General features: G+C 62.9%; 22 protein-coding genes. 4 read left to right on the top strand and 18 right to left on the bottom strand.

Annotated features, from left to right (window positions below; translation table 11 throughout):
* Positions 1 to 2: 2 nt before the first annotated feature.
* From ASD73_RS18905 to ASD73_RS18865, 9 genes are all read right to left on the bottom strand, one after another.
* Entirely contained in the window at positions 3 to 662 is a 660-nt protein-coding gene (locus ASD73_RS18905) for a hypothetical protein (protein WP_056374866.1), read from the bottom strand.
* Between the two features lie 20 nt (positions 663 to 682).
* Positions 683 to 1,813 (bottom strand): ABC transporter ATP-binding protein, encoded by a 1,131-nt coding sequence (locus ASD73_RS18900; RefSeq protein ID WP_056374864.1) that lies wholly within the window; start codon positions 1,811 to 1,813, stop codon positions 683 to 685.
* A gap of 2 nt (positions 1,814 to 1,815) precedes the next feature.
* Complete coding sequence (locus tag ASD73_RS18895) at positions 1,816 to 2,658, bottom strand: ABC transporter permease (protein ID WP_056374863.1); 843 nt, start codon at positions 2,656 to 2,658, stop codon at positions 1,816 to 1,818.
* Entirely contained in the window at positions 2,658 to 3,563 is a 906-nt protein-coding gene (locus tag ASD73_RS18890; protein ID WP_082521683.1) for an ABC transporter permease, read from the bottom strand. Before ASD73_RS18890 ends, ASD73_RS18895 begins: the two co-directional genes overlap by 1 nt.
* Positions 3,564 to 3,585: 22 nt before the next feature.
* On the bottom strand, positions 3,586 to 4,692 hold the full coding sequence (locus ASD73_RS18885) for an ABC transporter substrate-binding protein (protein WP_056374860.1): 1,107 nt from the start codon (positions 4,690 to 4,692) through the stop codon (positions 3,586 to 3,588).
* A gap of 92 nt (positions 4,693 to 4,784) precedes the next feature.
* Complete coding sequence (locus ASD73_RS18880) at positions 4,785 to 6,176, bottom strand: glutamine synthetase family protein (protein WP_056374859.1); 1,392 nt, start codon at positions 6,174 to 6,176, stop codon at positions 4,785 to 4,787.
* Between the two features lie 7 nt (positions 6,177 to 6,183).
* The gene (locus ASD73_RS18875; protein WP_056374857.1) at positions 6,184 to 7,527 is read right to left on the bottom strand and encodes an aspartate aminotransferase family protein; all 1,344 of its coding nucleotides are present in this window, start codon (positions 7,525 to 7,527) and stop codon (positions 6,184 to 6,186) included.
* Positions 7,524 to 8,792 carry an NAD(P)/FAD-dependent oxidoreductase gene (locus tag ASD73_RS18870; protein WP_056374855.1) on the bottom strand — a complete coding sequence of 423 codons (1,269 nt, stop codon included), beginning with the start codon at positions 8,790 to 8,792 and terminating at the stop codon, positions 7,524 to 7,526. Before ASD73_RS18870 ends, ASD73_RS18875 begins: the two co-directional genes overlap by 4 nt.
* Positions 8,793 to 8,806: 14 nt before the next feature.
* Positions 8,807 to 10,153 carry a glutamine synthetase family protein gene (locus tag ASD73_RS18865; RefSeq protein ID WP_056374853.1) on the bottom strand — a complete coding sequence of 449 codons (1,347 nt, stop codon included), beginning with the start codon at positions 10,151 to 10,153 and terminating at the stop codon, positions 8,807 to 8,809.
* Positions 10,154 to 10,409: 256 nt separating this feature from the next.
* On the opposite strand from ASD73_RS18865, the gene ASD73_RS18860 reads away from it, so the two are divergent.
* A complete protein-coding gene (locus tag ASD73_RS18860; protein WP_056375284.1) occupies positions 10,410 to 11,726 on the top strand; it encodes an aspartate aminotransferase family protein in 1,317 nt (438 codons plus the stop codon).
* A 12-nt stretch (positions 11,727 to 11,738) separates the two neighbouring features.
* Here ASD73_RS18860 and ASD73_RS18855 read toward each other — a convergent pair whose 3' ends face one another.
* A complete protein-coding gene (locus ASD73_RS18855; RefSeq protein WP_037515273.1) occupies positions 11,739 to 11,951 on the bottom strand; it encodes a hypothetical protein in 213 nt (70 codons plus the stop codon).
* Between ASD73_RS18855 and ASD73_RS23320 the strand changes: the two genes are divergently transcribed.
* Positions 11,950 to 12,153 carry a hypothetical protein gene (locus ASD73_RS23320; RefSeq protein ID WP_156407338.1) on the top strand — a complete coding sequence of 68 codons (204 nt, stop codon included), beginning with the start codon at positions 11,950 to 11,952 and terminating at the stop codon, positions 12,151 to 12,153. The genes ASD73_RS18855 and ASD73_RS23320 overlap by 2 nt on opposite strands.
* A 24-nt stretch (positions 12,154 to 12,177) precedes the next feature.
* Here ASD73_RS23320 and infA read toward each other — a convergent pair whose 3' ends face one another.
* From infA to ASD73_RS18840, 3 genes are all read right to left on the bottom strand, one after another.
* Positions 12,178 to 12,441: a translation initiation factor IF-1 gene (gene infA / locus ASD73_RS18850; RefSeq protein ID WP_056374851.1), complete on the bottom strand. Its 264-nt coding sequence runs from the start codon at positions 12,439 to 12,441 to the stop codon at positions 12,178 to 12,180.
* Between the two features lie 4 nt (positions 12,442 to 12,445).
* Positions 12,446 to 12,652 carry a cold-shock protein gene (locus ASD73_RS18845; RefSeq protein WP_056374849.1) on the bottom strand — a complete coding sequence of 69 codons (207 nt, stop codon included), beginning with the start codon at positions 12,650 to 12,652 and terminating at the stop codon, positions 12,446 to 12,448.
* Between the two features lie 179 nt (positions 12,653 to 12,831).
* Complete coding sequence (locus tag ASD73_RS18840) at positions 12,832 to 14,082, bottom strand: sensor histidine kinase (RefSeq protein ID WP_235534599.1); 1,251 nt, start codon at positions 14,080 to 14,082, stop codon at positions 12,832 to 12,834.
* 131 nt (positions 14,083 to 14,213) lie between these two features.
* On the opposite strand from ASD73_RS18840, the gene ASD73_RS18835 reads away from it, so the two are divergent.
* Positions 14,214 to 14,627, top strand: a complete 414-nt coding sequence (locus ASD73_RS18835) for a hypothetical protein (RefSeq protein WP_056375280.1) — start codon at positions 14,214 to 14,216, stop codon at positions 14,625 to 14,627.
* Positions 14,628 to 14,684: 57 nt separating this feature from the next.
* On the top strand, positions 14,685 to 15,686 hold the full coding sequence (locus ASD73_RS18830) for a fumarylacetoacetate hydrolase family protein (protein ID WP_056374847.1): 1,002 nt from the start codon (positions 14,685 to 14,687) through the stop codon (positions 15,684 to 15,686).
* A gap of 59 nt (positions 15,687 to 15,745) precedes the next feature.
* On the opposite strand, the gene ASD73_RS18825 is transcribed toward ASD73_RS18830, so the two are convergent.
* From ASD73_RS18825 to ASD73_RS18805, 5 genes are read right to left on the bottom strand one after another with little or no spacing between them, the layout of a single operon-like run.
* Positions 15,746 to 16,789 carry a type II secretion system F family protein gene (locus tag ASD73_RS18825; RefSeq protein WP_056374845.1) on the bottom strand — a complete coding sequence of 348 codons (1,044 nt, stop codon included), beginning with the start codon at positions 16,787 to 16,789 and terminating at the stop codon, positions 15,746 to 15,748.
* 14 nt (positions 16,790 to 16,803) lie between these two features.
* Positions 16,804 to 17,772, bottom strand: coding sequence for a type II secretion system F family protein (locus ASD73_RS18820; RefSeq protein WP_056374842.1), 969 nt, complete (start codon positions 17,770 to 17,772; stop codon positions 16,804 to 16,806).
* Between the two features lie 57 nt (positions 17,773 to 17,829).
* Complete coding sequence (locus ASD73_RS18815; protein ID WP_056374840.1) at positions 17,830 to 19,101, bottom strand: pilus assembly protein CpaE; 1,272 nt, start codon at positions 19,099 to 19,101, stop codon at positions 17,830 to 17,832.
* Positions 19,098 to 19,739: a CpaD family pilus assembly protein gene (locus ASD73_RS18810; RefSeq protein WP_056374838.1), complete on the bottom strand. Its 642-nt coding sequence runs from the start codon at positions 19,737 to 19,739 to the stop codon at positions 19,098 to 19,100. Before ASD73_RS18810 ends, ASD73_RS18815 begins: the two co-directional genes overlap by 4 nt.
* Positions 19,740 to 19,764: 25 nt before the next feature.
* Complete coding sequence (locus tag ASD73_RS18805; RefSeq protein ID WP_056374836.1) at positions 19,765 to 21,327, bottom strand: type II and III secretion system protein family protein; 1,563 nt, start codon at positions 21,325 to 21,327, stop codon at positions 19,765 to 19,767.
* Between the last annotated feature and the right edge of the window lies 1 nt (position 21,328).

Genomic DNA, 21,328 nt, shown 5'->3' with positions numbered 1-21,328 from the left:
CCCTATTGCGCTGCGCGGCGGGCCTCGTTGGCCGCGATGATCGTCTTGCAGCCGGGTTCGGCGGCGTTGGCGCACAGCCGCACGTCGCCGAACATTGCGGTCAGTTTCGCTTTTGCGCTGTCGAGCGTGAAGGGCGCGACCTTGTTCGCGAGCGGCGAGCGTTCGGCATAGTTCAACGTGTAGAGCGTGTCGGCGTCGCGAAAGAAGAGGATCGCATCGCGTTCGCTCGCGCCCTTCATCGCCTTGGGATAGGCGCCCGCGGGCAGCGAGGCACAGCCGTTGACGACAAGCGATCGCTTGAGCGCGCCGTGCGCGACCTGCTCGCCGCCGAACAGATAGACTGGCCCGATGGTACAGGCCTTGGGCTCGAATGCGCCGCGCGCGATGTCGGCGCTGCTCGTCGGCTGCCGCGCCGCGCCCTTATAGGCCTGGACCGTCACCAGCCGGGTCCAGTTTTCGACCGTCTCACCCTTCGGCACGAACTCCATCAGGAAATTGGTCCCGTTCGATTTGGGCGCCTGTGCAACGAAACCGTCGGGCAGATGGAAGCCGAGGACGCGGCCATAGAGCGGAATCACCGCATTATAGCTGGTATCCGACGTGGTTTCGGCACCCGATGTCCAGGGCACCGCTGCGAGCAGCAGCGCCGCGGCTGCGAGCATCGGTGACCCGCCGGATGCGGTCACCCGAGCAACACCACCGGGCTATCCGCCCGCCAGTGCATGCTGACCTTGTCGCCCCAAGTAAAATCCTCCTGATCATGGCGCGACAGGTTCGGGCGCGAGACGCGGAGGCAAGCGCCCGATTCCAGCTCGATCTCGAACAGGGTGATATCGCCGAGGTAGCTCATGCCTTTGATCTTGCCGCGCGCGAAATTGTAACCGTCGGGTGCGTCCTGCGCAGCCGCCTTGACGGCTTTGCCTTCGCCTGGAACGTGGAGATAGATTTTCTCGGGTCTGAGGGCGATCCACACGTCGGCGCCGTGCGGGCCAGTGACACCGTGGTTGAGGTAGACTTTGCCGAGCCCCGGACAATCGACCGCGGCCTTGTCGGGGTCGTCGAGGGTCAGCTTGCCCTCGAAGATATTCACCGACCCGACGAAATCGGCGACGAAGCGGTTGGCAGGATATTCGTAGAGGTCCGACGGGGTCGCGAGCTGCGCGACCTCGCCCTTGTTGATCACGCCGATACGGCACGCCATCGACAGCGCCTCGTCCTGATCGTGGGTGACGGTGACGAAGGTGATGCCGACCTTTTCCTGCAGGTCCGACAGCTCGAACTGCATCTGCGCGCGCAGCTTCGCGTCGAGCGCCGACAGCGGTTCGTCGAGCAGCAGCACCTTGGGCCGCATCACGAGGCTGCGCGCGAGCGCGACGCGCTGTCGCTGGCCGCCCGACATCTGGTCGGGCATGCGCGTCTCGAACCCGCCGAGCTTGACGAGTTCGAGCGCCTCGGCAACGCGATCCTTGATCTCGTCGCCCTTTACCCCGGCGATCTTCAGGCCATAGGCGACATTGTCGGCCACGCTCATGTGCGGGAACACGGCATAGCTCTGGAACACCATATTCACCGGTCGCTTGTTCGGCGGGACGCCGGTGACGTCCTGTCCGTCGATCAATATCTTGCCTTCGGTTGGCAGCTCGAACCCCGCGATCATGCGTAGCAACGTCGTTTTGCCGCAGCCGGAGGGGCCGAGCAGCACGAAGAATTCGCCGGCATTGATGTCGAGGGTGACATTGTCGACCGCGGTCACCTTGCCGAAGCGTTTCGAGACATTCTGGATCTGGATGATCGGGCGTGCGGTTTCGGTCATGGTCAGTGGGTTTCCGCAATGGCTTTGAGGCCCTGGAGCTTGAGCGCGACGAATGTCAGGGCGACGGTAAGGAGAATGAGCAGCGTCGAGGCGGCGTTGACCTCGGGCGTCACCGAGAAGCGCACCATCGAATAGACCTTCACCGGGAAAGTGATCGTGTCGGGGCCGCTGGTGAAATAGGTGATCACGAAATCGTCGAGGCTGAGGGTGAATGACAAGAGCGCCCCCGCAACGAGCGCGGGTTTGATGTGCGGGATCAGCACGTCGCGGAACACCTGCCACTCGCTCGCGCCGAGGTCCTTCGCGGCTTCCTCCTGCTCGCGGTTGAAGGTCGCGAGGCGCGAGCGCACGACCATCGTCACAAAGGGAAAGCAGAAGGTGATATGCGCGATGGTGATCGCGCCGAGATTGAAAGGCCATACAAGGTCGGTCGGCCAGTCGACGGCGGCGAAGAACATCAGGAAGGCGACACCGAGGCAGATTTCGGGGACGATGATCGGCAGCGAGATCGTCCCGTCGATCGCGCTTTTGAGCGGGAAGCGGAAACGCCAGAGCATCACTGCGGCGACAGCGCCGAGAACGAGACTGGCGATCGTTGCCAGCGCGGCGATGGTCAGCGAGTTCAGCAAAGCCTCGACCAGCTGGTCGTTGCCTATCGCTTTCTCGTAATATTTGGTTGTGAAACCGCGCCACACGACGTTGCGCTTGCTGTCGTTGAAGCTGAAGATCATCAGCACGACGAGCGGCGCGTAGAGGAACACCATCACCGCGCCGACCCAGAGCCGCATCCACAAGGTGCGGCTATATTCGAGCGGGGCTACGGGCGTGCGGGCGAAGAGCGCCATCAGCGGACCTCCGGCACTTTTTTGCGCATCGACTGGATCGCGATCAGCGCGAACATCGCATAGATGAGCAGGAAGGAGAGGGCGGCGCCGAAGGGCCAGTCATTCGCCTTCTTGAACTGTCGCTCGATCACGTTGGCGATCATCTGGCTGTCGGTTCCGCCCATAAGGTCGGGTGTCAAATACGCGCCGAGCGCGGGGATCAGCGTAATCATCACGCCGGCGACGATACCCGGTGCCGCGAGCGGTACGACGATGCGCATGATCGTACGGAAGTGACCCGCACCAAGGTCCAGGCTCGCCTCGATCAGGCTGCGGTCGAGGCGGTCGAGCGCGGCGTAGAGCGGCAGGACCATGAAGGGCAGATGGACGTACACGAGCCCGAACACGACCGCGAAATTGTTGAAGAGCAGCTGCACCGGCTCCCATGTCGGGAGCGGCTGCAGCCCGACGAGCGTCTTGATCCAGCTTGCGCTCTCCCAGAGCGCCCCGAGCCCCTTGTTCGCAAAGCCCTGCGTTCCGAGCAGCATCATCAGCGCATAGGTGCGGATGAGCAGGTTCGTCCAGAAGGGCAGCATGATGCCGAGCAGCAGCCAGGGCCGCCATTTCTCGCTGGCAAAGGTGATCGCCATCGCGACGGGAAAGCCAATAATCAGGCAGATCAGGGTGACGAGCGCCGCAACCGCGAAACTCTTGCCGAAAATGGTCAGGTACAGCCACTCGGTCGCGCGCTTATAATTGTCGAGCGTGCCCGAAATGTCGATTTCGGTCAGCCCCTTGTTCTCGCCGAAGCTGTAGAGCCAGACGATCGCCATGGGCACGAGGAAGAACAGGATTATCCAGAACAGCGTCGGCAGCGATACCGCCGCAAAGACCCTTTTGTTCGTTTTCCAGTCCTGTTCGGCCACCCCCCGATGCCCCTTCAGACCGTCAGGCCGCCCGGACCCGCGTAAACGCCTCTTCGTACAGCGGCTGTAGCTCGGGATTGAAGCGCGCATATTCGCATTTCGCGAGCGCCTCGGCAGGCGGGAAGATCACCGGATTGTTCTTGTAGCTGTCGGGCATCAGCTTCTTCGCGGCAGCATTCGGCGTCGGGTAGAGGATCGTCTCGGTGATTTCCTTGTCGACGTTGGCGTCGAGGATATAGTTGATAAAGGCGTGCGCATTCTTCGGATGCGGCGCGCCCTTCGGGATGCACAGATTGTCCGAATTGAGCTGGCTGCCCTCCTTGGGCACGACGAAATCGATGTCGGCGTCTTCGACCATCGCCTGTGCGATGTCGCCATTATATTCGAGCACGACGTCTACATCGCCCTTGAGCAGCAGGTCCTGCCCGTCATCCTCGTGGAATTTCTTAACATTGGGCTTTTGCTTGATCATCATCTTTTCGATCGTCGCGATGTCCGCGGGGGTCAGCGCATTGACCGATTTTCCGAGATATTTGCCGTAGAGGCGGAACATGTCGCCGGCCTCCGATAGCCAAGCGATGCGGCCCGCATATTCGGGGCTGTCGAACAGCACCTTCCAACTGTCGGGCTTCTCCGACACTTTCGACTTGCGATAGCCGATCCCGAGCGCGAGCCAGGTGTAAGGCATCGAAAATTTGCGCTGCAGATCATATTCGACGTTGATGTATGCCGGGTCGATATTCTTCTTGTTCGGGATTTGCGCATGGTCGAGCGGCAGCAGCATGCCCGCCTTGCTCATCCGCTCGACAAAATCGTTCGAGGGCACGATCACGTCGTAACCGGGGTTGCCGGCCTTGAATTTCGCGAACAGCACGTCGTTGCTGTCGAACAGGTCCATCGTGACGTCGACGCCCGTCGCTTCCTTGAAATTGTCGAGCGTGTTCTCACCGATGTAGGTGTCCCAGTTGTAGAAGTTGAGCTTGGCTTCCTCGCCGTTCGAGAGCTTCTTGCCGCCCTCCTTGCTGCACGCGGCGAGGCCGCCGAAGCTGATCCCGATTGCCGCGACCCCCATCGCTTGAAGAAGCGAGCGGCGCCCGCGGGTTTGCTTGATCAGTTCGAACGGATCCATGTCGCAGCCTCCCTGTATGTGACGTCAAGCTGACTCAATACGGTCGGCTTGGAAAGAGCTTTTTTGCGCTGCACCAAGTTTCTTTGAAACTTTCATGCGTTGCGTAGATACCAATCGTAATCGAGTGTCGGGACGACGCCGAAATAGCGGTCCTGCTCGACGCGCTTCACGATGCTGAACATGTCGACGAAGCGCGCGCCGAGATAGTCGCGCATCAGCGCCGAATCGTGAAAACGGTCGACCGCGGCGAACCAGTTCGACGGCGGCTTGTCGTCGCCGCTATTGTCGCGGTCGTAACCGTTGCCGACCACCGCGGTGCCCGGATCGATCTTGTTCGTCATGCCGTGGTGCATGCCGGAGAGGACCGCCGCGACCGCCAGATAGGGGTTCGCGTCGGCGCCGCATGCGCGATGCTCGACATGGCGGCTCGGCGGCGGGCCCGCTGGGATACGGAACGATACGGTGCGATTGTTGACGCCCCAGGTCGGCGCGACGGGAGCGTAGCTGTTCGCCTTGAAGCGGCGATAGCTGTTCGCATGTGGCGCGAAGAGCGCGAAGGCGTCGCCGACGCTGCCGATCATCCCGCCGATCGCGTGGCGCAGCGCCGGGGTGCCTTCGGGGTCGGCACTGGCAAAGATATTGGCGCCGCTGGCATCGTTGACCGAAACATGGATGTGCATGCCGCTGCCTGCCTGCTCGGCGAAGGGCTTGGCCATGAAGGTCGCCTCGAGTCCGTGTTGCTGTGCGATCGCCTTGACGAGCCGCTTGTACATGATCGCATCGTCGCAGGCGCGAAGCGCGTCGGGCTTGTGGCGCAGCGTCAGTTCGAACTGGCCGGGGGCGAATTCGGAGATCGCGCTTTCGAGCGGCAGACCCTGCACATCGGTTGCCGCATAAAGCGCGTCGAAGAAAGGACGGAAATCGTCGAGTTCGCGCAGGCCATAGACCTCGACATTGCGCGGGGTGTCGCGGCTGTAGCCGGGGCGGGCGGGGCGGATGGCGCCATCGCGCGCGCGGCGCGGATCGACGAGATAGAATTCGAGCTCGACCGCGAGCACCGGGGTCAGTCCGTCGGCGGTAAAACGGTCGATCACGCCGCCGAGGACATGGCGCGGGTCGAGGTCGTGCGGCGTGCCGTCGAGCTCGTAGAAATCGACGAGGAACTGCGCGGCATGGTCGCCGCCCCATGGCGTGCGGACGAGGGTGCCGGGGATCGGCTTCATCGAGCGGTCGGCGTCGCCATCCTCCCACACGAGGCCGGTTTCGACGGTGTCCTGTCCGGTGATGTCGACGACGGTGATCGATCCGGGGAACATGCGCCCACTTTCGTAAACAGCCATCACCTCATGCTGGCGCAGCCGCTTGCCGCGCGGCACGCCGCCGAAGTCGGTGTAGATCATCTCGATCGAATCGACGTCGGGATTCGCCTTGAAAAAAGCCTCGGCCTCCGAACGCGGCGCGATCACGCCCGATGACTTCGACATCGCCCCTCTACTCCTTCAATGCTCGCACGCAGTCAGCAAATGCGCCGACCAGCCCGTCGATCTGATCGTCGCCGGTAACCGGGCTCACCAACATCATATTGTGAAACGGCGCCAGCAAAATTCCGCGGGCCGCGAGGAAGAGATGGATTGCGGCTTCGAGTTCGGGATGCATCGCCGCCTTCGCCTCGCCGCCGTTGCGGGGCGGGACCGGGCAGGTCAGGAATTCGACGCGTGCGCCGACTTGGGTGACGTGCCAGTCAAGGCCGACGATGGCGATTTCCTGCTCCAGCCCGGCAACAAGCCGCGCCGCACCGCGCAGCATGTGATCATAGGCGGCGGGTGTGATGACGTCGGAAAGCATCGCATCCATCGCGGTGATGGCGAGCGCGTTGGCGGATAGCGTGGTGCCGATGCCGCTGTGTCCGGCGGGGCGCAAGGCGTTCAGTGCCGCCATGCGATCACCGACCGCCGCCGAAAATCCGTAGACGGCGCAGGGCACGCCGCCGCCGATCGACTTGCCGACGACGATCAGGTCGGGGGTGGGCCCGTGCGTGATGGCATGCCCGCCATAGCCGGAAGAAATCGTGTGCGTTTCGTCGAAGACGAGGAGCGTACCGGCCTCGTCGCACAGTCTGCGAAGCGTCATGAGAAAACCCGGCGCATCGCGCACCATGCCGACGTTGGTCATCACCGGCTCGGCGAGTACGCACGCGACGTCGCCGTCGCGAAGTGCCGTCACCAGTGCTGCCTCGTCATTGAATTCGATTACCGACGTGGTGTTGCGTAAATCGTGAACTTGCCCGACCAGACTTGGCCGCATAACCGGCGCGGCGCCTTTCAGATCGACGAACGCATCGTCGACCGCGCCATGATAGGCGCCGTTGAAAGTCAGGATTTTCGGCCGCCCGCTGATCCCGCGGCACCAACGGATTACGGCGCGATTGGCTTCGCTGGCGGTCGTCGTGACCTGCCATAAGGGCAGGCCGAACATCGCGGCGAGGCGCTGCGACAGCGCCGCACCCCGCTCGGTCGGAAGCATGTAGCTTAGCCCTTCGCCGGCTTGCTTCGCGAGCGCGACCGCGAGCGCGGGCGGCGAATGGCCGAACAGGCTGGCGGTGTCCCCGAGGCAGAAATCGTCGTAGCGCTGCCCGTCGATGCTGGTCAGTGTCGCGTCTTTCGCCGAGACGGCGATGATCGGCACCGGGCTCGGCCAGTCGCGCATCCAGTGGAAGGGAACCGACTGGAACCAGCCCGTCGCGGCCGCATGATGCGCGAAGGCTTGGCGGTTGGCGGCACGGAAACGCTCGGCCTCGCGGCTCGCGACGCGGGCGATGGCCGCATCAGATATCACCCGAGCTTGTCCCTCACGGCATAATAGAGCAGCCCGAGTGTCGCGAGCGGCTGGCGCAGCCATTTGCCGCCGGGGAAAGGCTTTGACGGCAGGTTTGCCAGCACATCGAAGCGTTCGGCGGTCCCCGCCATCGCCTCGCCAATCAATTCCCCCGCGAGCGTCGTGACCAGCGCGCCGTGCCCTGAAAAGCCGTGCGCATAAAACACGTTCCCGCGCCGCCCGATATGCGGGAGCCGGTTTATCGTCACCGCGACCGCACCGCCCCAGCCATAGTCGATCGGCGCGTCGGCGATCTGCGGGAACACCTCGGCCATGAAGGGCCGGACGAAGGCAGCGATATCGCGCGGCGGGGTCTGCGAATAACGCTCGCCGCCGCCAAAGATCAGACGCTTGTCGGCGGACAGGCGGAAATAGTTGAGCACGAAGCGGCTGTCGGCAACAGCCGCATCGCTGGGTAGCAGCGCATCGGCGTTTGCGAGCGGGGCGGTCGCGATATTATAGTTCATAATCGGCACGGTGTAACGGCCGAGGTCGGGCTCGAGGTCGCCGATCCAGCTATCGGTGGCGTCTATCACATAGCGTGCGGCGATATTCGCCTGGTCGGTCATTATGCCGAGCCCGCCAGGTGTATCGGTGATCCTGCAAACACGCTGATGCTCCCAGATGCAAACACCTGCGGCTTGGGCGGCGCGCGCAAGGCCGATCGCATAGTTCAGCGGGTGGAAATGCCCGCCATGCGGATCGTGGATGCCGCCGTGATAGAGCAGGCTGGCGATATGCGCGCCCATGTCGTTCTTTGCGACGACATCGCTTTGGTAGGCGAAGCGCGTCGCCAGAAATTCAGCCTCGCGCTTCATCGCGTCGAAGTCTTTGGGCGTCCACGCGGCTTCAAGATGCCCGGTCTTCAGGTCGCAATCGATGCCGTGTTTTTCGATACGTGCCTTTACCGGGTTCGCGCGCCAGCACAGGTCGAACAACGCATCTGCGCGGTCGCGGCCGAATTCCGCCTTCAGTTCGGACGCCGACCAGCGAAGGCCGGGGATCAACTGCCCGCCGTTGCGGCCCGACGCGCCGAAGCCGACATGCTCGCGCTCGAGCAGGATTACCGAAAAGCCGCGCTCGGCGCAGGCGAGGGCAGCGGACAGCCCCGTGAAGCCGCCACCGATCACCGCGACATCGAACGAAAGGTCTTCGCCCATTGCATATGCCGGACGCCACCGATGCGCGGTCGCGGCGTAATAGCTGTTGGCGAGCGGATCGGTCATGGCCGGCGCGCGGGTCAGACCCGCATCAACAGATGTTCGCGTTCCCAGCTCGACACGACCGACTGATAGTTGAAGAGCTCATAGTCCTTCACCGCGAAGAAGATTTCGAAGAAGTCGTCGCCGAGCAGGTTGCGCACCTTCTTGCACGAAGCGAAGCGATCGAGCGCCGCCTCGAGCGTGCGCGGCAGGGTGCGGGCGCGATTATACGCGCTGCCGGTGATCGGCTTGGCCGGCACCATGCGATCGACCATCCCGATATAGCCGCAGATCAGCGAGGCGGAGATTGCGAGATAGGGGTTGCTGTCGGCGCCCGGCAGGCGGTTTTCGACGCGGCGGTTGTTCTTGTCCGAGATCGGCACGCGAAACCCGCATGAGCGGTTATCCTCGCCCCACTGGACGTTGATCGGCGCCGCGCTGTCGGGGCGCATGCGGCGGAAACTGTTCACATTGGGTGCCCACAGCGGCGAAATTTGGGGCATGTATCGCACGAGCCCGGCAATATAGCTGCGGAACATCGCGCTATCGCGGCCGTTGGCAGTCGAGAACAGATTCTTGCCCGTCGCGGCATCAACAATCGACTGGTGGATATGCATCGCGCTGCCGGGCTGGCCCGCCATCGGGTTCGCCATGAAGGTCGCATAGACATTGTGCTGCTTCGCGACGTTGCGGACGACACGCTTGAAAAGAAACACTTCGTCGGCGAGCCGCAGCGGGTCGCCATGCTCGAAATTGACCTCGAGTTGTGCGGCGCCCATTTCATGGATCATCGTGTCGATATCGAGCCCCATCAGCTCGCAATCGTCATAGATATGATCGATGATATCCTCATATTCGTTCATCGCTTCCAGCCCGTAAGGCTGGCTCGCGGTCTCGCTGCGTCCCGACTGGCCGACGGGTGGGGTCAGCGGGAAATCAGGGTCGGCATTCTGCGAAACGAGGTAGAACTCGACCTCGGGCGCGATGATCGGTTTCCAGCCCTTTTCGGCATAGAGGCCGAGCACTTTTTTCAGGATCGTGCGCGGCGCGATGTCGACCTCGCTGCCGTCGGCGTTATACGCATCCGCGATGACGAAAGCGGTTGGCGAAGTGAAGCCCGGCGCGACGCAGATCGTGCTGGGGTCGGCGATCAATATCTTGTCGGGATCCTTGTCCCAGATATCGTCGATATCCTCGGGATAATGGCCGTCGATCGTGCAGATGAAAACGCTGCCCGGAATGCGCAGCGACTTGTCTTTCACCGAAGAGAGGAACTTCTTGGCCGGCAGCACCTTGCCGCGCTGGACCCCGTTGATGTCGGGGACGATACATTCGACTTCGTCGATTTTATGGTCGCTGATCCATTGTTCCAGATTGACTGACATGAGCCCCCGATTGGGCCGAGGAGTCGGCCCGTTGTGGAGCGGGCAGCGTATCGCAAGCTTTGGGAGAGCGCCAGAGGGGGCAGCTATTCGGCCGTTTTCGGTGTGATTATATGTCCAATTCTTTGCTTGCTCGAAAGCCGGTTGTCATAGCGGGCGAAGCGAAGCAATCTCTACCTATCGGCCATTCCCGACGCCGAGAGCTGGAGATTGCTTCGTCGCTGCGCTCCTTGCAATGACAGGTTTAAAGGAGATCGTGATGAGGGGTGAAAACGACCAGCTGGCCTCCTTCTGGATGCCCTTTACCGCCAATCGATCGTACAAGGCGCATCCGCGGCAACTCGTGTCGGCGAACGGCATGTATTACCAGTCGGACGACGGGCGGCAGATTCTCGACGGCACGTCGGGCCTCTGGTGCAGCAACGCCGGCCATTGCCGGATCGAGATCACCGAAGCGATCGCGAAGGCCGCGGCGACGCTCGATTTCGCACCCACGTTTCAGCTCGGCCATCCGCTGCCGTTCGAGCTCGCGCAGCGCCTGGCCGCGCTGATGCCCGACGGGCTCGACCGGATATTCTTTACCAATAGCGGCTCCGAATCGGTTGATACGGCGCTGAAAATCGCGCTCAACATCCAGCGTGCCAAGGGGCAGGGAACACGTACGCGGCTGATCGGACGCGAGCGCGGCTATCATGGCACCGGTTTTGGCGGGATCAGCGTCGGCGGCCTTGTGAACAACCGCCGCGCCTTTGGCGGGGGGCTGCCCGGCGTCGACCATATTCGCCACACCCACGACATCGAACGCAATGCTTTCACGCGCGGTTTCCCGCAGCATGGCGCCGAACTCGCCGACGACCTTCAGCGACTCGTCGACCTGCACGGCGCCGACACCATCGCGGCGGTGATCGTCGAGCCGATGGCGGGCTCGACCGGGGTACTAATCCCGCCGGTCGGCTATCTCCAGCGCCTGCGCGAAATATGTGACAAGCACGGTATCATCCTGATTTTCGATGAGGTTATCACGGCGTTCGGCCGCGTCGGCGGCGCGACGGCCGCAGGCCAATGGGGCGTGACGCCCGACATCATCACCATGGCGAAGGGGCTCACTAACGCGGCCGTGCCGATGGGCGCCGTTGCGGTGAAACGCGAACTCCACGATGCGGTGATCGAGAGCGTGTCGGGCGGGATCGAGCTGTTCCACGGCTACACCTATTCGGGCCATCCGCTCGCGAGCGCCGCGGGGCTCGCGACGCTAGATCTCTATGCGCAGGGTGGCCTGTTCGACCGCGCATCCGAACTCGGCAGCTATTGGGAAGGCGCGGCGCACAGCCTGAAAGGCGCGCGCCACGTCATCGATATTCGCACGATCGGTCTGGTCGCCGGGATCGAACTCGAGCCGCGCGCGGGAGCGCCAACCGCGCGGGCAATGGAACTGTTCCACACCTGCTTCGACAACGGCCTGCTCGTCCGCGCGACCGGCGACATCATTGCGCTGTCGCCGCCGCTGATCGTCGAAAAGGCGCAGATCGACGAAATTTTTGGAAAAATCGGGGAATTTCTGGGCCGCATCGACTGACGGGAAGGCCCGTCAGTCGGCGGCGACGTTGGCTTCCGCCTTGGCTGCCGCTGCGGCGACCTGCCGCGCACGCGTGGCTTCGGTCTGAATCAGGCGCTCGGCCATCGTGCGCCACGCCTGTTCGGCGCGCAGGTTGCGGTCGCGAACCTGCGACAGCGTGCTTTCCGCCGCGTCGGCCGCGCATTTGTCCGCCTGGATCAGGTAGAAATCGCTGGTGTTCGACATGGCGGAAATCCTTAGTGTAGAGGTTGTTGAGGGTCGGAACCTGGAAAAGTCAGTCGACCATTTGAGCGATCAGGCGGCGAAGTTCGCGCCGCGTCAGCGTCGGCGATTGCCGGGCTGGCTTATCGGCCCGCGCATCGATCGCGGAATAGGGCCGAAGAAGGGAAGGAAATGCATTCAAATTGAAGTTCATAATATCCTGTAATCATTGTTTTGTTCTGGTTGGCATTTAGCGCCGATTGCCCTTGCGGGGGCCGCCTCCGGCCGGACCGGCGCCGCGATCGCGATAAACGATGCGGCCCTTGGTGAGGTCGTAAGGCGTCATTTCGACGCGTACGGCGTCGCCGACGACCGACCGGATGCGAAAACGTCGCATCCGGCCTGCCGTGTAAGCGATGATCCGATGATCATTTTCCAGAACGACGCCAAAGCGTCCATCAGGAAGGATTTCATCGATCTGGCCGTCGAGGGTCAGTAGTTCCTCTTTGGCCAAAAGATCAGGCCGACTGGATGTTGACGGCGGCGACTTTGCCGCGCTGGTCGGTTTCCAGATCAAAGGAAACGCGCTGATCCTTGTTCAGCGTCGTCATCCCGGCGCGTTCGAGGGCGGTGATGTGGACGAAGTTATCGCCCGAACCGTCTTCGTTCGCGATGAAGCCATAACCTTTTTCGGTGTTGAAGAATTTTACGGTGCCGATCGGCATGGGGTCGTTCCTTTCACGGAAGCGGAGTTACCACCGGCCAAAATGCCAATGGCGCCAGGTAGCGTGAGGATGGAAGTGTCCGCCAATCAGGCAAAAAAATCCGTCGTAGGCGACGATAGCCTGTTGAAGATGGGGCTTGAGCTATGAAAAGTCAAGGATAGGCTTGGATTCGCACACCGTCATGCCGGCGCGAGCAGGGGGAAGGCCACCGAAACGCGGGTGCCTTTGCCGACTTCGCTGTCGATGTCGAGCTGCCCCTGATGGCGCTCGCTGATGTGCTTGACGATGGCGAGGCCGAGGCCGGTGCCGCCGACCGAGCGGCTGCGCGCCTCGTCGACACGATAGAAGCGTTCGGTCAGGCGTGGCAGATGATCGGGTGCGATGCCATCACCCTCGTCGCTGACCGAAAGCCGCACGCGGCGCCCCTCGCGGACCAGTTCGACCGTCACCGGTGTTCCCGCATGACCATATTTCATCGCGTTCGAAATGATATTGTGCGCGAGCTGTCCCAGCTGCGCCTCGTCGCCCAACATCGGTTGCGCGGCGTCGCCGAGCCGCGCCACGATGTCTTTCGTGCGCGGCTGTTCGCTATCGCGCAGTTGCGCAATCGTGGTCTGGACGATCACGGCCAGGTCGACAGGCGTCGTCGGGCGGCGAAAGCGGTCGGCCTCGACCCGTGAAATTGACAGAAGGTCGATGACGAGCTGCTGCATCCGCCGCGCCTCGCGATCGATGATCGAAAGGAAGCGATTGCGTGTCGGCGCGTCGGCCTCGCCGTTCATTTCCTGCAGCGTTTCGACATAGCCGAGGATTGCGGCGAGTGGCGTGCGCAGTTCGTGGCTGGCGTTGGCTACGAAGTCGGATCGCATGCGGTCCGCGGCATCGATCGCCGATCGGTCGGACAGGAAGATGATATATTCGCTGCCCGACAGCGCGGCGATGCGCATCGTCCAGCGCTGGCCGGGGCGCGGGAAGTCGATGAGATTGACCGTTTCGAGCTGTTCTTGACCCTCGATCCGCGACAGCCAGTCGGTCGCCGCGGGATGGCGGATCGCGGTGCGGACGTCGGCGCCGACGATATGCCGGCCCAGCAATCGGATTGCTGCGTCGTTGGCGATGGTGACGATATTGTCGGCGGTGCCGATCAAGGGCTCCTTTTCTTGATCGACCCAATGGGCAAAATCGGGATGGCGGAGCAAGGAGACGGGCGGGGCGACGGCAGGTTCGGCCCCGGCGCCCTTCGGGTCGGGCAAGGCAACGGGGAGGGCGCTGTAGACGGTGGCGGCGGCGAGGAAGCCGGCGAGCACCATGATGGCGATCGACAGGGGGTCGCCGCCCGTCAGCGTGGCGAAAATTGCCGCGATGGCGACCAGAGTCAAAGCGATGACCAGGCTGGAAAGGCGATCGAACATCGCCATCGCGCCTCGCACGAAGAGGCGACGATGCGCAAGGATGTTTACGGCAATTAACGTTCTGACCGCTAATGTCCCAAAGCGGGAAGGGCAAGGCGGCGACCCGTCTTTTGCTTTTCCTTGGCGCTTCATTGGGTTATGCGCGCGACATGGAAAATAGCGACATTCCCGCCGAAAACCCCATGGAGACGGACGAGGCCATCCCGTCGCGGCGCAAGATGCTCGCGCTCGGTGCCGTTGGCGTTTCCGCCGCGCTGACGATCCGTCCCGCCTTTGCGCAAACCGCGGTATCGGTGATGAATTGCCAGATTCCCGTTCCCGGCCCGACGGGCGCCGGCAAATATATCGATACTGCGGGCAAGCTGGTTCCGCCGGGCACCAAGGGCGCGTTTCCGGGCTCTGCCCGCCCGTTCACGGGCGAGGAAGTGAAGCGCGCGTTCCGTGGGCAGACGCTGCCCGGCACGACGTACAATCAGTCACAGGCCTATCTCCAGTATATCCGGCGCTTGCAGGCGGGGCAGAGCGGCTTTACCTGTTTCGCATCGATCACGATGACGCGCTGATTTTCGCCCCTTTGTGGTGACGTCGGTTCAGCCGCGTCGTCAGCCAAAGGAGTTCCCGTGAAACTAGCTTCGCTCAAACAGGGCCGCGACGGACGTCTGGTCGTCGTTTCGGACGACCTTGCCTGGTACGCCGACGCCGGCCAGATCGTCCCGACGATGCAGGCGGCGCTCGACAATTGGGCCTATGCCGCCCCCCGCCTCGCGGCGCTGGCCGAAGATCTCAACCATGATGCGATCCCGAAGGAGCGTTTTCACGAACATGATGCCGCGTCGCCGTTGCCGCGCGCCTATCAATGGGCCGACGGCAGCGCTTATGTGAACCATGTCGCACTGGTGCGGCAGGCGCGCGGCGCCGAAATGCCCGACAGCTTCTGGCACGATCCGCTGATGTACCAGGGCGGCAGCGACGCTTTCCTGGCACCGCGCGACCCCATCCCGCTCGGCGATCCCGCCTGGGGCTGCGACATGGAGGCCGAAGTGGTCGTCGTGACGGGCGACGTGCCCAAGGGAATCAACGCCGCCGCAGCGCGCGAGACGATCCTGCTCGTCGGGCTGACCAACGACGTGTCGCTGCGCGGCCTGATCCCGGCGGAACTCGCCAAGGGCTTCGGCTTTTTCCAGTCGAAGCCGTCCAGCGCGATGTCGCCCGTGTTCGTGACGCCCGATGCGCTGGGTGATCGCTGGAAGGACGGCAAGCTGCACGGTACATTGTCCGTCGATCTGAACGGCCAGCCGCTCGGCCGCGCCGACGCCGGCGTCGACATGACGTTCGATTTCGGCGCACTGATCGCCCATGCGGCCAAGACGCGCGATCTGGGCGCGGGCACAATCATCGGGTCGGGCACGGTATCGAACCGTGATGCCGATGGCGGGCCGGGCAGGCCGATCGCCGCCGGCGGCCTCGGCTATAGTTGCCTGGCCGAAGTCCGGACGGTCGAAACGATCCATCAGGGCGAGCCCAGGACGCCGTTCATGCAAAAGGGCGACACGGTTCGTATCTGGATGGACGATGACCGGCATCACAGCATCTTCGGCGCGATCGAACAGAGCGTAGGCTGATAGCAAGAGAGGGCGGAATCGCTTCCGCCCTCTCTCGATCTCGTGCCGCTGTTGCCGGGCTATTTAGCGCCCAGGCTGCCGCCGGCCATCGCGTCGCTCAGCGAACAGGCGGCCGGGCCAAGAATGACGATGAACAGCACCGGCAGAATGAACAGGATCAGCGGCACTGTCATGATCGCGGGCAGGCGCGCGGCCTTTTCCTCTGCGCGCATCATGCGCTCGTTGCGGAATTCGGCCGACAGGACACGAAGCGCGCTGGCGAGCGGCGTGCCGTATTTCTCGGTCTGGATCATGGTGGTGACCACGCCCTTCACCGATTCCAGATTCACGCGATAGGCGAAGTTTTCGAAAGCCTGACGGCGTTCGGTCAGAAAGCCGAGCTCGATCGACGTCAGCGCGAATTCTTCGCCGAGTTCGGGATAAGCCCGCCCCAGTTCCTTCGAGACGCGTGAAAAGGCGGAGTCGACGGTCAAACCTGCTTCGGCGCAGATGACGAGCAGGTCGAGCGCGTCGGGCAAGCCTTTGCGGATCGCGTGGGTACGCTTTTGCCGCTTATTGTCCACGAAAAGGTCGGGTGCCTTGTAGCCGAGTATTAAAGCGCCCATCGTATACATGGACCGCTTGAACGAGGTCAGGTCGGGCCACATGTCGACCCCATAGATCAGGAAAAGGGCGAGGCCGCCGAAGATGATCGGCAGGACCATGCGGCCGAAAATGACCGCCACGGCGAGATCCTTCGACCGGATGCCGGCCTGTGCCAGCTTTTGCTGAACCTCCTTGACCTGTTCTTCCTGCAGCACCTGAAGCCGGCCAAGAAAGGTGCGCATCTTGTCGGCGGTCTGGTTCTTGCGGACGAGCCGTGCGCGGCGTTTCGCGGTCGAGGCGGTGATGCCCGCCTTCAACTGTTCGCGCCGATCGTTCAGTGCCTTGACGCGCTTGGTCATCGGATTGCGAACAGTCAGCGCGTTGTAGATCGCGAACAGGACGGCAAAGACGCCGACCGCCGCGAGCATTGTACCGGCCCATACGACGTCGATACCGAGGATTTTCGGCCCGGCTTGTGCGCCAGAGAAAGCCGATGAGAGAAGGAGGCCGCTGTTCATTTATATGCCCCCCGTCAGATTTCGAAGTTGACCATTTTGGCCATGATGCCGGCGCCGATGCTCATCCAGACAAGCCCTCCCAATCCGGCAATGATGAGCCGCTCTTCGACAAAAAAGCCCGCCAGATAGCCGGGGTTCACCGACCAGACGACGCCGAACACAAAGAAGGGCAATGCGCCGACGATATAGGCGGAAGCTTTCGCTTCGGACGACATCGCGCGAATTTTGAGCTTCATTTGCGCGCGCTTGCGCAGAACGTCCGACAGATTGGCGAGCGTTTCCGCCAGGTTACCGCCCGTTTCGCGCTGGATCTGGATGGTGATGCAGAAGAATTGGAATTCGGGGGTGCCGAGCATTTCGGCTGATTCCTGCAATGCGGCTTCCATCGTATTGCCGATACGGATGCGTTCGATGACGCCCTTGAATTCCTCTCCGACCGGCCCGGGGAGTTCCTGGCTCACCACCTGGAAGGTTTCGGTGACCGGCAGGCCCGATTTCAGGCCACGTACCAGCAGGTCGATGGCATCGGGAAAGCGGGCGTTGAATTGCGTGACACGCCTTTTGATCGTCATGCCGACGATGAGATATGGCAAGCCGAGCCCGAGGAGCAATCCAACCAGCCCGGCCATCAGGAATGGCGCCCGCACGATGAGCATGCCGCCGGTCGCAACGACGAACACGATCATCGAAGCGAACATATATTGCGTCAGCGTCCAGCTCTTGCCGGTCCGGCGGATGCGCTTTTCCAGCTCATCCCGGCGCGGCAGCAACGCGGTCAGCGATGAATCGCCTTGGCGGCCCGACTGGATCGTCTTGCGCATCTGCGCCGCCACCACCGCTTCGGTCGAGGCCGCATGGCGGTCTTTCACCATCGCCAGCCGTCGTGTCTTCGCTTTGGCGGCCGACGGGCCGCCAAGCAGGATCATGAGGATGGCAAAGGCCAGGAAGGCCCCGGCGATGATAAGGATGACTGGCAGATTCATGGTCAGCTGATGTCCGCTTCTATCGCTGGAGGTGGTGACGGCCCGTCAGGCGCGCCGTCACGCCGCCTGTTTCACACCCTTTTTCGTCAGACCGAGCTTGCCTAGCAGCGAGCCGCCCGATTTGCCCTTTGCGGTGACAATCTGCGCTTCCTCGGCTTCGACATCGGCGCCGTCGAGGATAATGCGCATCAGGTTGCTCCACACCTGCGCCGACTTGGTGCCCTTGCAGGTTTCGGCATAGGATTTTCCGAGCTTTGCCGATTGGGCGACCAGCTTTGGGTCGAACGGGATGACGATATCGATCGGTCGTTCGATCGACGCTTCGAATTCCTTGCGCGACAACTCGCCGATGGCGTTCTGGAACTTGTTCGCGACGAGTACAACGCGCGCGCCCGGGATGTTCTGCTTGAACCAGGACAAGAGGCGGATCGTGTCGCGTGCCGCGGCGAGCGTCACATCGCTGACGAGCAGGATCGTGCCGGCTTCCGACACGAGGTGTGGGAAGGGGATCAGCACCTGGCGCGGGATGTCGACGATCGTCATCTCGAAGGCGGAGCGCAGCTCTTCTTCCAGCTGGAAAAAGGCCGAACCGTCGGTCATCACCGGCTGATGGATCGGCGCTTCGGCCGACAGCAGGCTAAGCTTGTCCGACGCTCGCACCATCGCGCGCTCGATGAACAGCCCGTCGATGCGGCTGGGATTGTCGATCGCGTCGATCAGGCCGCGCCCCGGTTCGAGGTCGAGCGTCAGCGCGCCCGTGCCGAAATGGATGTCGAGATCGAGCAGCGCCGTCTGACGGCCCGCTTGTTCGCTGATCGCCCAGGCGAGCGAGGTCGCCACCAGCGACGCGCCAACACCGCCGCGGACGCCGACAACGCCCATCATGTGATGCGGCTTGTCGTCGTGCATATCGGCATGCTTCGGCGCCGACAGCAGGGCTTGCGCCATGGTGAGTGATTCGCGGACCTGTTCGAGCGACAGCGGCTTCAGCAGATAATCCTGGATGCCGCTGGAAAGAAGGTCGCGGTACAGGCGAACGTCGTTCACCTGGCCCGCGGCGATCACGACCGTGCCCGGCTCGCAGACTTCGGCCAGCGCATTGATGTCGTTGATCGGATCGCCCGATTCCGACATGTCGACGAACAGGATGTTGGGGCTGGCAGACACCGAAAGCGACTGCACGGCATTGCGCAGGCCGCCCTTGTTACATTTTTCGATCGGCCAGCCCATGTCGTTGGCCGCGGCGCGGATCAGCTCCAGCGTATCGTCGTCGCAGACGAAGGCGTTGAAGGGATCACGCACACCTGCTGATTTGAAAGGAGCGTTCACTGGCTGCCTCCACTAGTGGGTGTCTTGGTCAATTCGCCTGCACCGGTTTGGGGTTTGGTACGATAGGTCTGGATCGCGCGCGTCGCCGCCGTCGGATCGCTGCCCGTGTTGCTGGCACCCTTGATCAGGTCGTTCGGATCGGCGACCATCGAGGCGAGATTGCTGTTGATCGCGCAGCCATAGTTCGACGACGTCGAGTTGGTCGGGTTGATCGACGACTTGCTGTCCCAATTGGGGCAGCCCGGTACGGACGCCGTCGCCCGCGTCACGACGACGCGCAGGTGGTCCTGCGGCACCGCTCCGGTCGTTACCGGGACATCCCTGCTGAGCAGCAGCCCGCGGCGTTCGACCATCGACCGGACGGTCGCCAACGCGGAGCCGGCGCCATAGGCCGACGGATCCTCGATCGCGACACGGTCGCCATAGCGAACCCCCATCGAATCGAGCCAGCCTTGCAGGCGGCCCTGTTCGCTGGGCGGCAGGTCGCCGTTCGAAGCGGCAACATCGAATTGATAGATGGCGTTGCGTACGACGGGCTGGTGGACAGAATCGAGGCTGCGGTTGCTGACCGCCGCGCCAGTGCAGCCGGCGAGCGACGTGGCCAGAGCCAAGACCGTCCAAGTTGCGATTTTTTTCATCACTTTGCTCCTGAATTCCGGCGCGTCACTTGATACTGAAACCGGGCGATGCGTCGCCGCTGCCCCGCGGGCGATCGGCGTCGCCGACCGAAGTGTCGAGCCGCGGTTTCGGCCGGTCCCCGCCCGTCACCCCGTTGCTCGTCTGGTTGAGTAGAATCCGCTGCAGGTCATCGGAATCCTGGAATGCGTCGGTGGGCAGTTTGATGTCGTTCGCCGACACCGGCTGGACCAGATAGGGGGTCACGACGATGACGAGTTCGGTTTCGCCGCGGCGGAAGCTGTCCGATTTGAACAGCATGCCGAGCAGCGGAACGTCGCCGAGGCCGGGCATCTTGTCGATCGCACCGATCGAACGATTGTTCATCAACCCCGCGATCATGAAGCTTTCGCCCGAGCCGAGTTCGACCGTCGTTTCTGCGCGGCGGATCGTCAACGCGGGAACCTGGAACCCCTGCATCACGATCGCGCCTTCGGTCGACAGTTCGGATACTTCGGGGCGAACGCGCAGGCTGATCCTGCCATTCGACAGCACTGTTGGCGTGTACGCGAGGCTGACGCCGTATTTGCGATATTCGATGGTCGTACCGGCAAAATTGCCGGGGACCGGAACCGGGAACTCGCCGCCGGCGAGGAAGTCGGCGGTTTCGCCGGAAATGGCGGTCAGATTGGGCTGCGCCAGCGTCGCGACCAGACCCGACCGCTCGCCGATGTCGAGCGAAGCCATCAGGTCGAGCCCGAACAGGCGGCCAGCACCGGCCAGGCTCCGTTTGCCGGCGGGCGTATTGAACTGGTAACTAGTGCCCAGCGTTGTCTGGCCGGGGGGAAGCGGCAGGCCGGTCGAAGGATCGTAAGGCCGCGCAGCGGGGCTTCCCGGAAAAACTGCGGTCGGTGCGGGGATGCTGGCGATTTCTCCCGGATTGCGGCCGCCGAACACGCCGCCGAGGAAGCCATTGCCCAGCGGGCCATCGGTATCGCGCGTCAGCAGGTTGCCGCTGATTTCCTTGACCAGCGAGCGGTTTACTTCGGCGATGCGGACCTGCAGGTTGACCTGTAGCGGCGTGGCCGTGCGAAGGCGCGACAAGACCTTGGTCGGCTCGCCGACGAACGCCTGGACGAGTCGTTCGGCTTCGGCGGCATCGTCGGGTGACTGGACCGTCCCGGTGAGCAGCACGAAGCCGTTCATCGTGTTCGCCGAAATGCTGGCGTCGGGCATGGCGAGCGACAGCATCTGGTCGATCGTCTCGATATTGTTGCCGACGCGGGCGACGGTCGAGAAAACGACACGGCCGCTGGCGTCGGTGGCATAGATGCTGGTTTCGCCCGGCTTCTTGCCAAAGATATAAAGCTGGCGGCCCGAACGCACCTGGACGTCAGCGACCTCGTCATTGGCGACAAAGACGTCGGACATCGAGGCCGGAAGGCTGACGAGGCGGCCGCGGCCCACCGAGAGTTCGATGCTGCTGCTGGCATTCTGGACGGCCTGGGCGATGGCGGGCGCCGAAGGTGCCGCTGCCAGCGTGGCTGCCACTAGGCCGATGGCCAAGGTGCGGGCCAGAGCCATCGCCTTGAATTTGGCTGTGCTGTTCATC

It is taken from the genome of Sphingopyxis sp. Root154 (genome assembly GCF_001427105.1).
Taxonomy (GTDB): domain Bacteria; phylum Pseudomonadota; class Alphaproteobacteria; order Sphingomonadales; family Sphingomonadaceae; genus Sphingopyxis.
Note: the sequence above shows the minus strand (reverse complement) of the source record. Positions and strands in the feature narration are given on the sequence as shown.

Excerpts from the sequence above, each read along its gene's own strand:
- ASD73_RS18865 (WP_056374853.1), bottom strand. The coding sequence starts at position 10,153 with ATGTCAGTCAATCTGGAACAATGGATCAGCGACCATAAAATCGACGAA.
- ASD73_RS18810 (WP_056374838.1), bottom strand. The coding sequence starts at position 19,739 with ATGAAAAAAATCGCAACTTGGACGGTCTTGGCTCTGGCCACGTCGCTC.
- ASD73_RS23320 (WP_156407338.1), top strand. The coding sequence starts at position 11,950 with ATGGCGGAAATCCTTAGTGTAGAGGTTGTTGAGGGTCGGAACCTGGAA.
- ASD73_RS18900 (WP_056374864.1), bottom strand. The coding sequence starts at position 1,813 with ATGACCGAAACCGCACGCCCGATCATCCAGATCCAGAATGTCTCGAAA.
- ASD73_RS18820 (WP_056374842.1), bottom strand. The coding sequence starts at position 17,772 with ATGAATCTGCCAGTCATCCTTATCATCGCCGGGGCCTTCCTGGCCTTT.
- ASD73_RS18835 (WP_056375280.1), top strand. The coding sequence starts at position 14,214 with ATGGAAAATAGCGACATTCCCGCCGAAAACCCCATGGAGACGGACGAG.
- ASD73_RS18905 (WP_056374866.1), bottom strand. The coding sequence starts at position 662 with ATGCTCGCAGCCGCGGCGCTGCTGCTCGCAGCGGTGCCCTGGACATCG.
- ASD73_RS18895 (WP_056374863.1), bottom strand. The coding sequence starts at position 2,658 with ATGGCGCTCTTCGCCCGCACGCCCGTAGCCCCGCTCGAATATAGCCGC.
- ASD73_RS18860 (WP_056375284.1), top strand. The coding sequence starts at position 10,410 with ATGAGGGGTGAAAACGACCAGCTGGCCTCCTTCTGGATGCCCTTTACC.
- ASD73_RS18845 (WP_056374849.1), bottom strand. The coding sequence starts at position 12,652 with ATGCCGATCGGCACCGTAAAATTCTTCAACACCGAAAAAGGTTATGGC.
- ASD73_RS18855 (WP_037515273.1), bottom strand. The coding sequence starts at position 11,951 with ATGTCGAACACCAGCGATTTCTACCTGATCCAGGCGGACAAATGCGCG.
- ASD73_RS18870 (WP_056374855.1), bottom strand. The coding sequence starts at position 8,792 with ATGACCGATCCGCTCGCCAACAGCTATTACGCCGCGACCGCGCATCGG.
- ASD73_RS18825 (WP_056374845.1), bottom strand. The coding sequence starts at position 16,789 with ATGAACAGCGGCCTCCTTCTCTCATCGGCTTTCTCTGGCGCACAAGCC.
- ASD73_RS18880 (WP_056374859.1), bottom strand. The coding sequence starts at position 6,176 with ATGTCGAAGTCATCGGGCGTGATCGCGCCGCGTTCGGAGGCCGAGGCT.
- ASD73_RS18885 (WP_056374860.1), bottom strand. The coding sequence starts at position 4,692 with ATGGATCCGTTCGAACTGATCAAGCAAACCCGCGGGCGCCGCTCGCTT.
- ASD73_RS18805 (WP_056374836.1), bottom strand. The coding sequence starts at position 21,327 with ATGAACAGCACAGCCAAATTCAAGGCGATGGCTCTGGCCCGCACCTTG.